The organism is Aequorivita lipolytica (genome assembly GCF_007997135.1).
Lineage (GTDB): Bacteria > Bacteroidota > Bacteroidia > Flavobacteriales > Flavobacteriaceae > Aequorivita > Aequorivita lipolytica.
The window spans coordinates 278,745-290,501 of record NZ_VORU01000003.1; the positions used below are offsets into that span (position 1 = coordinate 278,745).

General features: G+C 35.6%; 6 protein-coding genes and 1 pseudogene. 4 read left to right on the forward strand and 3 right to left on the reverse strand.

Annotation, left to right across the window (positions count from 1 at the left end; all coding sequences use genetic code 11):
- The first annotated feature begins 103 nt into the window (after window positions 1-103).
- The 4 genes and pseudogenes from ESV24_RS05920 to ESV24_RS15625 all read left to right on the forward strand — a co-directional run bounded on the left by ESV24_RS05920 (window position 104) and on the right by ESV24_RS15625 (window position 7,881).
- The gene (locus tag ESV24_RS05920; RefSeq protein ID WP_111814473.1) at window positions 104-2,560 is read left to right on the forward strand and encodes a hypothetical protein; all 2,457 of its coding nucleotides are present in this window, start codon (window positions 104-106) and stop codon (window positions 2,558-2,560) included.
- Between the two features lie 86 nt (window positions 2,561-2,646).
- Window positions 2,647-5,586: a tetratricopeptide repeat protein gene (locus ESV24_RS05925; protein WP_111814471.1), complete on the forward strand. Its 2,940-nt coding sequence runs from the start codon at window positions 2,647-2,649 to the stop codon at window positions 5,584-5,586.
- A gap of 288 nt (window positions 5,587-5,874) precedes the next feature.
- A complete protein-coding gene (locus ESV24_RS05930) occupies window positions 5,875-7,173 on the forward strand; it encodes an OmpA family protein (RefSeq protein ID WP_111814469.1) in 1,299 nt (432 codons plus the stop codon).
- Window positions 7,174-7,194: 21 nt separating this feature from the next.
- Window positions 7,195-7,881: pseudogene (locus ESV24_RS15625) on the forward strand (TapB family protein).
- A gap of 33 nt (window positions 7,882-7,914) precedes the next feature.
- Here the strand turns inward: ESV24_RS15625 and lipB are convergent.
- From lipB to ESV24_RS05955, 3 genes are read right to left on the reverse strand one after another with little or no spacing between them, the layout of a single operon-like run.
- Window positions 7,915-8,628 carry a lipoyl(octanoyl) transferase LipB gene (gene lipB, locus ESV24_RS05945; RefSeq protein ID WP_111814941.1) on the reverse strand — a complete coding sequence of 238 codons (714 nt, stop codon included), beginning with the start codon at window positions 8,626-8,628 and terminating at the stop codon, window positions 7,915-7,917.
- A gap of 33 nt (window positions 8,629-8,661) precedes the next feature.
- Window positions 8,662-10,482, reverse strand: coding sequence for a 3-coathanger stack domain-containing protein (locus tag ESV24_RS05950; protein WP_111814463.1), 1,821 nt, complete (start codon window positions 10,480-10,482; stop codon window positions 8,662-8,664).
- A gap of 32 nt (window positions 10,483-10,514) precedes the next feature.
- A complete protein-coding gene (locus tag ESV24_RS05955) occupies window positions 10,515-11,540 on the reverse strand; it encodes a hypothetical protein (RefSeq protein ID WP_111814461.1) in 1,026 nt (341 codons plus the stop codon).
- Between the last annotated feature and the right edge of the window lie 217 nt (window positions 11,541-11,757).

Sequence of the window (11,757 nt, forward strand, 5' to 3'; positions counted from 1 at the left end):
AATCCAACAATCTAACAATCCAAAATACTACTTGTTGAAAACCCGTCAATAAACTATTTCAATTATACACTAAACCATCACTTTTCCTTGTTATTTTTGTGTTATGGGAAAATTTCAAGGGAAACTATTTGCACTTTTATTTTACGTCCCAATGCTTTTGGGAATTTTTGGAAGTTGTGACAAAACACCGCCAAAAACAGGTACTTTAATGGATTTTGTTCCCGAGAACACTTCTGTAGTTTTCAAGATTTCAAATTTTGAAAATTTGCAGGCAGATATTGAAAACAATTCACTGCTTTCAAAGTTTGGAAAAACAGCTCCTTATTTGTTTTTTTCGGAAAATGCGGTGTTGTTAAAAAACCTGCATCCCACCACACAGAGCCTTTTCTGCATAAATAAAGTGAATGATTCTGTTTCGGCATATACTTTTATTTCGAAACAAACGAAGAATCTTTTTCAGCCAGATTCGCTTAAAAACAAAACCATCGAAACCCTGAAATTGGACGATCAATCGTTCCAACGAATCACGATCGACAAACAAATAGCGTATTCAGCAATCATAGACAGCGTGTTTGTTGTTTCTTCTTCCCAGCAAATTTTGCTGGATATTTTAAAAGGAAAAACCGAACGTGATGACACGTTCAAAAAAGTTTTCAACCTGCCATCTTCCAATAAATTCACAGCTTTAATCCGCGGAAATAAAGTTGCACTCAATGATTCCACAAAGGTAGCCTTCACTTCTTGGAGCGCACTGGATGTTACAATCACGCCCGAATCCTTGACTGCAACGGGAATCACGCTGGCAACCGATAGCATTCCGCAATTACTGAATGTTTTTGAAGACCAAATACCGCAACAGAATGATGTATCTGCTTTGGTGCCGACGGATGCTTTGGGGGCTGTGAGTTTTACGTTTAACGATGCCGAAAAATTTCAAAAAAATCTTCGGAATTTCCGTGGAGAAAAAGATGCTGTGCAAACCACAGGAATTTTTGGATCAGTAAGTGAAGTTGGGACAATTCAGTTTAAAAACGAAACCGCTATTTTCATAAAAAGCATTGATGCAGCTTTAACGAATGATGCTTTAGCGCGATATGTTTCCGCGAAAAGTGAATTTCGGGAGATTGAAATCAGCAGTTTTAGCGAGCCCGAGTTGTTCCAAAAAACGTTTTCGCCTTTTATAAATTCAACAAAGGCAAATTATGTTTTTCAAATTGAAAATTTCTTTGTTTTTACGGAAAGTGAAATCACCGCACAGCAAATAATCAGTGATTTTCAAAACAACAACACTCTGAAAAACACTTCCTATTTTGAAAACACCGCAACAGATTTAAGTACGGCTTCTTCGTTATTGATCTTTAAAATGAAAGGTGAATTTTCCGAAACAATTTCAGGATTTTTTAATGCTGAAAGCAGCGATAATATTAAAAACATTTCTTTTGATGAATTTCCGCTGGCCGTGCTCCAATTTAGTTTCGACCGAAATTTTGCACACGTAACGCTGAGCTGCAAAGAAGCTGGCGCGACCGCAAAGAGTGTTTCGGGGACTGTTTCTGAAAAATTCAATTTAAAACTTGAAAATGCAGTTTTGGGCATTCCACAGATTTTCAGCAACCAAAATAATGGCAGCAATGTGGTAGTGCAGGATATTGCCAACAAACTTTATTTTATTTCGGAAAGCGGAAAAATTCTTTGGTCCAAAAACCTCGGTTCACCTATTTTAGGAACTGTTGAAGCGGCAACTATTTCGGGAAACAAAAACTTTGCGTTTGCTACCAAAGATGCATTCTATATTTTGGACAGAAACGGGAAGGAAGCAAAAGGATTTCCCATAAAATTTAAGGATAAAGTAACACAGCCACTTTCGGTATTCGATTATGACAACAACGGCAATTACCGTTTTATAATCGTGCAGGGCAAAGACGTGCTGATGTATGACAAAAACGGAAAAACGGTAAAAGGTTTCGGTTTTGAAAAAGCGAAAAGCAACATCGCTCAATCTCCAATCCACATTCGGATGGGCAGCAAAGATTATATCGTTATTGCAGAAGAAAGCGGAAAACTAAACATTTTGAGTCGTGTTGGAAAACCGCGGGTTTCAATTTCAAAAAACTTCAATTTTTCTGAAATTCCTATTGCTGAGGAAGACAATACTTTTGTTGTAATTACGAAGGAAAATACTAAGGAACGCATTTCGCAGGACGGCAAAATTTCTTCTCAAAAACTGGATGTGGGCAGCAATTATTGGTTCGCCATAAACGGCAATGTTAAAGTAACGCTGGACGATAACCTGCTTCGCATAAACGGAAAATTGGCAGAGCTGCCGCTAGGTGTTTATACAAACCCACAACTCTTCAATGTGCGTAGAAATAATTTTGTCACCATTACAGAAACACAGGAAAAAAAGGTCTATGTTTTTGACCAAAACGGAAACGTTTTGAATGGTTTTCCGGTTTATGGAACCGCTGCTGCATCTATTGATAGCGGAAGCGGTAAAAACAATATGATTATTGCAACCAAAGGAGACGCAAACAATTTAATTCTCTATTCAAGCAATTAATATCTAATTGCTTATGGGTTAAAAAAGTCGAGGGGTTAAAATATTTTTAACTAACTTTAAATCGCAAACCAACTTTTTAAAACCCTATGAGAGTGCTCCTCTCTATACTCCTTTTGCCATTTGCTATTGCTGCAGCTTTTGGCCAAAATGATTTGCAGGAAAAAAAACCTGCAGGCAAAGATTCCGTGACACTTTCAAAGTATCGTTTAAAAGTTACCCAAACCATCAATGCATATCCGGATAGTGCTTTGGTGTATATCAAAAAGTTTGAGGATTTTAGTACTAAGGGAAAATTTGCCAACAGTTTAGCAGATGCGGATTATCTGTATGCGCAATATTTCAGACGAATACAAAAACCAGATTCTGCGTTGGTTTATTTCAATAAAATGATAGCCAAATCTACCAAAACCAACTATTATCGTGGTTTGGCATTGGGTTACAACGGACTTTGCAGGACCTATTATTTGATTGGTGAAATTGATAAAGCCATTGAAGCCTGCAATAAAGGGCTTGAGTACACAAAAGATTTTGAAGATACGGGAAACATTGTTTTGGCTGATACTCAAAACGCATTGGCTATAGCCTATTCCCGTCAAAACAAAATGGAAAAAGCCATTTCGCATCTGTTAGTTGTAGACTCCATCCAAAAAAAGGAACCGCTTCGGGAAGATGTTATTGCTGCGGCATACCAAAGTTTGGGCAATATTTATTTAGAACTGAAAGAATACAATTCCGCAGAAGCATATTATTTAAAAGCGAACAAAGAATTTGAAAAAATTCCGGGTGCTGGAACTTTCTATTTCAACACCACCAATGTTTTTTTGGGGCAGGTTTATTATCACAAAGGGCAACTTGAAAAAGCAGACAACCTTTTAACCAACACGCTAGTTTTCTTTCAACAAATAAAAGATGAACGTACCATTGCTGAAATAAACAATTATTTGGGACTTGTGAATTTTGAAAAGGGGAATCTTGAAAAGGCCGAGATGTATTTTCAAAATTCATTGGATTTTCAAAAAAAGAACGATTATAATCTTGAGGCGGCAGAATCAGCCATTCAGCTTGGAAAATTGAATATTCAAAGAGGAAAAGCATCTCAAGCAATTAATTTCCTCCAAAGTGCACTCGATCATAACCTCGAAATAAAAAATGGAACCATAAACCAAAAGGCACATTCATTACTTGCGGAAGCATACGCCCTGCAAGGAAATTACAAAGCAGCATTCACCAACTCGCAAATTGCTACAAAAATAAAAGATTCCATCCAGCAAGCCCAAAGTGCTGAAAAAATAAAGGAAATAGAAGGCATTTATCAAACCGAAAGCCGCGATAGGGAAATTTCATTGTTAACCACAAAAAATGAGTTGGTGGAACAGCAAAAGAAAAATCAGCGCAATTTACTTTGGGGAATTGTAACAATCATTGCTATTGCTGGTGTTTTTATATTTTTTCAGTTTAGAAATCGACAAAAAACCACAAAAAAATTGCGGGAGCTAGATACTGCAAAATCTACGTTTTTCGCAAATATTTCGCATGAATTCCGAACTCCGCTAACCTTAATAAATGGTCCCATTGAAGACCATCTTGTTTCAGACAAACTTTCTCAAACCGAACGCAAAAACTTTAAATCTGCGCTAAGGAATACACAAAGATTAAAAGATTTGGTGGATCAGCTTTTGGCTTTGGCAAGGCTGGAAAGTGGAAACTTAAAGTTGAATATACAGCAAGCTAATTTGCCTAAGTTCATTATTGCACAAGCGGAAGCTTTTTCTTTTAGCTGCGATGAAAAAAACATAACGTTTACTATTGAATTGGAAAAAGATGAAATAGAAGATTGGTTTGACCAAGATGTTTTGGAAAATATAATTTATAATTTGATGGGCAACGCCATAAAGTATTCCCCTGAAAATGGAATTATAAAACTGATAGGAAAAAGACAGCGCGAAAAATATAAAATTTCAGTAATCAATTCAGGAAATTATATTGCTTTAGATCAGCAACAAAAAATCTTCACCCGATTTTATCAAACCGACACCAAAAACCCCGGAACCGGGATTGGTCTGGCACTGACGAAAGATTTAACTGAAATCCACAAAGGGACAATTTCAGTAAAAAGTGAACAAAATGGCATCACGGAATTTACAGTAATACTGTCTGTGAACAAAAACGCTTTTGAGGAAAACCAGATTTTTTACGAAAGCCCCGAAAAGGAAAGTATGGCAACACTTCCGTTTGTCGAAAAATTTATTGAAAAAGAAATCATCTTGCCCGAAGACGCCCCAGTAATTTTAGTGATAGACGATAATATGGACATTCGAGACTATGTAAGCTCCATCTTTGAAAACACCTCCACTGTTCATAAAGCCTGCAATGGAAAAGAAGGTTTTGTTATAGCCTTAAAGGAAATCCCAGACATTGTAATAAGCGATGTTATGATGCCCGAAGAAGACGGTTTCACTTTCACAAAGCATTTAAAGGAAAACCAACTAACCTCGCACATTCCGGTTATTCTGCTCACGGCAAAAACACAAGTTACCTCCAAACTTGAAGCAATGGGCATTGGTGCCGATGCCTATATTACAAAACCCTTCAACAGCCAATTACTGAAAGCAATTGTTGAAAACCTTATAGAAAACCGAAGAAAGTTACAACAGCGTTTTGCGCAGGAAGTAGTTTTGATGCCCAAGGATATTTCAGTCTCTTCTGCGGATGAATCATTTTTGGAACGACTTCAAAAAGTTTTGGATGAAAATATTACCGATTCAGAATTCAGTATTGAAAATTTTGGATGCGAAATGGGCGTGAGCCGCATGCAACTGCACCGCAAACTGAAAGCACTCACTGGCCAGTCTACCTCAGAATTTTTGAGAACCCAACGTTTAAAAATTGCGGCAAGAATACTTCGCGAAAAGAAAATACCCATTTCCGAAGTAGGTTATACTGTTGGTTTTAACGATCCCTCGTATTTCACCAAGTGTTTCAAACAGGAGTTTGGTAGCTCCCCTTCAGAATATATTTCAAAATGAAAATGTACCCCACCTTCAGGCATTGTAAATAAAGGGTTGTTACATATGTCATAGCATTAGTTACAAAATTTACAGGCTCTTTATCAGTTTCCTGCTACTTTTATTTCTCCTTTATTTCCCGTTATGAAAAAAAGAAAACAATATTCTGGCAACCTGGAAATTGTATCGGGAAAACAGATTTTTTCAACATAAATAATCTGGTAAAAGGAATTTATACATTAAAATAATGCTCAATAATAAAGTGATAAAAGAAGTAATCTTTAAAAAATAAACCCTAAAAATAATCTTATGAAAACAGTTATAACCATTTTATTCATTTGTATTTGCAGTTTGTGTAACGCCCAATTTTTGGACAAACTGGGGAAAAGAGCAGAGCGCGCCGTAGAGCGCACCGTGGAAAATCGTGTGGACCGTGAAGCTACCAAAAGTACTGACCGAGCTTTGGACACCTTAATAGATGGGCCTAAAAAATCCAAAAAAGAACAGCGGCGAGAAAGTAAAAATAAACAGAAAGACGGTGGGAATGTTATTGGTGGGAATGATTCCAATACCAACAACCAAAATAATGGGCAAAACCAACCTTCATATTCTGTTAGTTCAAATTTCGATTTTGAACCTGGAAACGTTGTAATTTTTGAAGACAATTTCAACCGTGACAATGCAGGCGATTTTCCAGCAAAATGGGATACCAATGGTTCTGGGGAAATTGTAACCATCAATGGGGAAAAATGGTTCCGACTTTCAAATAGTGCGATGTTTATTCCAATGGTAGCGCAAAAGCTTCCTGAAAACTACACTATAGAATTTGATCTTTTCACTTCAGGTTTAGATAACAGTACCAGCTCTCAGGCCATGCTAACATTATATTTATCAGATAACGGCAAATATAAAAGGGGAAATACTTGGAGTATGGTTGAACTTTCGCCCTGTCAATTTATAACCTCACAAGGCTCTGTAGAAAAGGTGGTAAATGGAACTCGTGAAATACGAAATGGGATAAATAAAGATCTCAGAAAAGCGATAAATGGCAAATCAAAAATTTCCATTTCAGTAAATAAGTCCAGAATGAGAGTCTGGATGAACGACGACAAAATTGTGGATATTCCAAGGCTTGTAGGCGAAGGAATTACAAATTTTAAAATGGCTACCAGAGACCTTCGGGGCATAACTGGGTTAGACGAAATACACATAAATAATTTTAGAATAGCCAAAACAGGTCAAGACGAAAGAAGCAAATTACTAACCGAAGGAAGGCTCTCAACCAACGCCATTCTTTTTAATACAGGTTCCGCAACCATAAAAAGTGGGAGTGAAGCCATTTTAAAAGAAGTAGGCGAAGCTATGCAGAGCGCGACAGATATGCGCATTATGATCGTGGGCCATACCGATGCCGATGGAGATGCCAATAGCAACTTAAAACTTTCAGAAGAGCGTGCAAAATCGGTTCGGCAGGAGCTTGTTAACAAATACGGTATTTCTATGGGACGAATCCAAACCGATGGCAAAGGGGAATCTAGTCCTGTAGCCGATAACAACAGCAGCTCTGGAAAAGAACAGAACCGTAGAGTAGAATTTATTAAACTTTAAAATAATTAAATTAGAAACATTATGACAAAACTTTTAATTTCTTTCGCAGCCCTCATCTTAACTGTATCCATCGCGAGTTCGCAAACTGGTTGTAGTAAATTTTATCCTTTTACTGAAGGTACAAAAGCAGAGATAACCTCCTATGGAAAAAAGGGTAAAATAGCCGCTGTGGTAGATTATACCATTTTAAAAACAACCAAAAAATCTGAAGGCGAAGTTGCGAATATGCAGTCTTCTGTCAAGGATGAAAAAGGTGAGCTAATAGCGGAAACCAATTATGACGTTACCTGCGATGGCACCAAAATATCCATAGATTACAACTCTATGGTTAGCCCAATGATGATGGAACAATTCAAAAATATGGAATATGACATAAGCGGAATAGATTTGGAAATACCCAACAACCTGTCTGTGGGTTAAACGCTTCCAGATGCTGAAATGAATATGAAGATAAGTATGAGTGGGATAAATATGAATATGGATTTAACAATTTCAAATAGAAAAGTGATTGGAAAGGAAGATGTAACAACTCCCGCTGGTACTTTTAGTTGCTTTGTAATAACCTATGATATGAGTACCAAAATGGGAATCACCCAAACAAGCAGTTCCAAACAATGGATTGCCGAAGGCGTGGGTATGGTGAAACAAGAGGATTATCAGAAAGGCAAAGTATCTTCGAGTAGTTTACTTACTAAATTTTCAAAATAAATTTACACCAGATTAAATTTCAAAAACCGGTGCTTAGGCTTCGGTTTTTTCTTTTACTTCCGCTTCAAAAAGAATTAAAAAATGCTTCAACAGTTTTTCCTTTACCTCTTCCATTAAAACTTCGGCCTTTCCCAGCTCAACGTTTAAGGAGGTAACTGCCTTATCTTTTATACCACAGGGAACCATGTAATCAAAATAGCCCAAATCAGTATTCACATTCAATGCAAAACCGTGCATGGTTACCCAGCGACTTGCTCTCACACCCATTGCACAGATTTTTCTTGCAAAAGGTGTTCCCACATCTAACCAAACACCGGTCTCCCCTTTGCTGCGTTCCGCTTTAAGACCGTATTCACCCAAGGTTAGAATAATCATTTCTTCCAGTAAACGCATATATTTATGGATATCTGTAAAGAAATTTTCTAAATCCAGAATGGGATAGCCTACAATTTGCCCAGGGCCGTGATAAGTAATATCCCCTCCTCGGTTTATTTTGTAAAATGAGGCGTTTACTTCTTTTAGTTTTTCTTCAGAAATGAGCAAGTTCTCAATGTGGCCGCTCTTTCCCAGTGTATAAACGTGCGGATGCTCAACGAGCAAAAGATAGTTGGGAGTTTCACACGATACGTTTTCTTTTTTATTAGTGCTTTTTAGCTGTAGAATATTTTGAAAAAGCGATTCCTGGAAATCCCATGTTTCTTTATAATCTTTAAGACCTAAATCATTAACTTGGATATATTTGTTCAAAAAGTTGTTTTTTGATTCCAACTACAAATATATCTATTCTTTGATTAATGTTTTTGTAATTATTTCGCCATCTTGAAAAACAACCTTTACATAATAAATGCCAGTTATAAGATTACTCAAATCAACTTCTGCGTTTTTTGCATCAGTCATTTTAAAGATTCCAGAACGTTGAATAGCACTAAATGGATTTGAAATCTCCCAGCTATACATATTTTCTTCACTCAACATATTTAATAAACCAGAGGTTGGATTTGGATGCAAAATTAGAATCTTTTCTTTTTGTGAATCAGAATCTTCATTGCTTTTGGTTAAACCATCTTCATTTATAATTGGAGGAATAGTACAACCTTGTATAAAAGCTCTGAAATCAGATCCTGATTTTGCATTGAATCCAGGTTTTAAAAATACTGTAACCCCTGCATCATATTCGGCACTTCCTCCATTGAAAATAATGTTCGTTGCGGTAATGGTATTTAAAGCTGATTGAATATCATTCTCTCCGGAAAGAACGTTTTCAGTGATAATAAGATTATTTACACATTGAGGTAGTTCAGGAATTAAAGTGGGAAATACATACCCATTCTTGACACCTAAAGGTGCGTTTATATAAGAAATTGGATTATTTGAGGTATTCCAAACATCAGGATTGTTAATGACACCCCAGTCGTCAGATTCATATGGATTTGGGTAATTCTGATAACCAAAACTCACATCGACATAATTACCATTATCAGATTGATAGTTTAAAATAAGATATATTTTATTGTTTATTGCTAATTGTAAATTAGCACTCATGTAATCGCTTAATAGTGGGAAATCATATCCAGAGGAATTGGCTCCGTACAATTGCCCTGTAGAAATATTATACATGCATAAGCCGCTGGCTAATATATATGGTCCAGATGTGCCTGATGTAGCGTTGCTACCAATGAAATATATAATGTTGCTATTAGGGGAGAATTCTAAGCTATTAAGATTTATTGATTGGTCGCTATAATTATGTAATGGTGGGGCGGTGGCTAAAATATTTATAGGATTTATTATTTGTCCCGTCGAATTATTAAAATTATATAAAATATAATCGGCTCCAGCAATTCCATTAGTTCGATAATTAATTAAAAACTGTCCATTTGGCGATATTTTTATAGGCCCAGATTTATTAATGCCTGGGCCAGTACTTGTTACAGGATTATTTAACTGGACCCCATTTGAATCAACTTTATATGAATAGAAATTCCCATTAGCAGAAGTAATTAACCAAAAGAATGTGCCATTATTACTAACTGCGGATGTTAGGCCTAAAGTAGGATTATTTGAAATCATATTATTTTTTGAGATAACAACACCAACTCCTGAAGACATATCAACTTCTGCATACCTAAGGCCAAAATCCCGATAATTATTTCCATTATATGGACAGTCGGTATACCTTGAATTAACATTGGAAAAAACATAATAGTGACTATTACTATTTGGTTTTGGTAATATCATAACGCCTTGATATGTCATATTTCCCCCACAAATAGCTGCAGAATCATAAAATGCTTGTAAATTTGGATCATTGCTTGGGTCTCCTTGAAGATAATTCCCATTAGGCATTAAATTCCCGTTTTTGTCAAAAATTGAAATACCATTGGAATAGAATAATAATTGTCCAGTGTTTTTATCACTAATGGAGGCAGTTACATATTTGTTATAATATCCGAGTTGAGAATTTGTGAATCCGTTTGTGTTTATTATCCATTTATTTTGACCAAATACCCAAGTCTCATTTTCACGCTGTCCGTAAATTGGCGAAAATAGGAGCGCAAACGCCGTCAAAGCCAATAAGTTTTTATATATAAGAGTTCTCATAACATTATATTTTTAGATTAATGAAGAGGGGTTTATTTTTTAGATTCTAATTTACTCTCCAAAGCCTTAATTCTTTTTTCCTGCTCTATTGTATATAATGTTAGTTCTTCAATTTTTTGCAACAAAATACCCGTCATTTCACTCAACTTTAACCCATCCTTTTGAATTTCAGTTGCAGATGGAACATTTGGCAAATGATGATTCACTTTGGTAAACGCTTCAATTTCCTCTAAACCAAGCATTTTATAATTTGGGTTTAAAGTAGATTCTCCTGTAAAATATTTTTCAAAAACGTAATCTGGCGGCACGCTTAAATCAACAATAACTTCTTCAGAATGAATATTCCCTTTTACGGTTAGCTTTTGATCAGGATTTGCGGTTCCAATTCCAACATTACCATTACTGTTTTTTATTGTCATTCTTAAAGTACTATTTGTTTGCAATTTCAAATCCGAGGAAGTGTACGAAGCCACTATTCCCGAAGCAATGAAAAGTGGTTTATTAAAATAAAACTGGGATCTATCTGTAATTAAATGAGCATAAACTGAGTTTTGCGCACCAACGGTCAAAGAACCAAAATCACTTTTTATTTCTAATGAGCCTCCAACTCCATTTCCCCTAATAGCTCCATTGATATGTAATTTTTCTATTGGATTGCTAGTTCCAATACCTACTTTCTGATTAAAAATAGCATCTCCCGATACATTTAAGTTACCTACACCCAAACTCCCATCTATTAACATATTACCGAAAAACCTAGAACTCCCTTCAACCATAAGTTTATCAGAAGTATAACTCGGATTACCTATTATTACCGAATTACCGTGAAAGGACATAATGTTAGAACTCCCTAAACCATTCAAAAATTGAAAATTTAGAAGCTGTGCATTTCCTTGTAAAGCACCTTCAGATATCCTATATCCAAAATTAGTTCCAGAATTATAAAAACTAATTTGTCCAGAACTTTGAGCCGGGTTGAATAAATGGTCAAAACTTTGGGCTTTAACATTAAAGGCTAAAGCAACAATAAACGTGAGTAAAAAAATATTCTTTTTCATAATTATTAGATTTAGTGTTTATTTAAGCAAAATTAAATAAAATAATTTATTTGTCGTTAAAAGTTATCAAATACTCGATTAAATACACTCTATGCTTTTTTTATCTTAATTTTATAATAAAAAACTTTATTATTTTTAATTTAGAATTTTTAAATGTTTGTTGAACAAAATTTATTAAAAATTCCCTAAATTCCACAAAGGATGTTATATTTACGGT